This window comes from Paenibacillus sp. A3 (assembly GCF_001399685.1).
In the GTDB taxonomy this organism is placed as follows: Bacteria; Bacillota; Bacilli; order Paenibacillales; family NBRC-103111; genus Paenibacillus_G.
Genome location: NZ_JTHN01000412.1, coordinates 1 through 663, shown reverse-complemented (window position 1 = coordinate 663; position 663 = coordinate 1). Strand labels below are relative to the sequence as shown.

Here is a 663-nt window from a genome sequence, read left to right as displayed (position 1 = left end):
TTTAGTTCAACTTATATAGCCAGTTAACGATTTTCCGTTTCTCAAAACCCGTAATATCAAGCATTCCAGTCTATAACTTTATTTTCATCATACACATAAAAGTCAATTGCCCCGGCGCCGTTGCAGACGCCAGGGTCAGTCCTATCCGATTCGATTACAGCGCAAGCTCCTTCAGCTCGGCCGACTCCAGAAATCTCTCGCAATCGAGCGCCGCCATGCAGCCTGTGCCCGCTGCGCTGATCGCCTGCCGATACCGGCTGTCCTGAACGTCGCCGCACGCGAATACGCCGGGAATGTTCGTTTCCGTCGTGCCTGGCTTCACCAGCAGGTAGCCGTGCTCGTCGGTCGTCAGCTGGCCGTCCAGAAACTTCGTATTCGGCGTGTGGCCGATCGCTACGAATATGCCGTCTACTTCGATGATTTCTTCCGCGCCGGTATCGTTGTTTCTCACCTTAAGCCCGGTCACGCCTCGTTCGCCCGCGATGACTTCCAGCGGAGTCCGGTTCAGCTTCCAGCTGATTTTCGCATTGGCGCGCGCACGTTCCTGCATGATCTTCGACGCGCGAAGCTCGGTGCGCCGGTTCACCAGAACGACCTCCGAAGCGAAGCGGGTCAGGAAGTTCGCCTCTTCCATGGCCGAATCCCCGCCGCCGATGACGATAA

The 663-nt window shown here is 56.4% G+C and carries 1 protein-coding gene; it reads right to left on the bottom strand.

Translation table 11 applies throughout. The annotated features are described in order from the left end of the window. Positions 1 to 154 precede the first annotated feature (154 nt). On the bottom strand, positions 155 to 663 hold a 509-nt coding region (locus QJ48_RS35030; RefSeq protein ID WP_162238623.1), incomplete at its 5' end, for an NAD(P)/FAD-dependent oxidoreductase.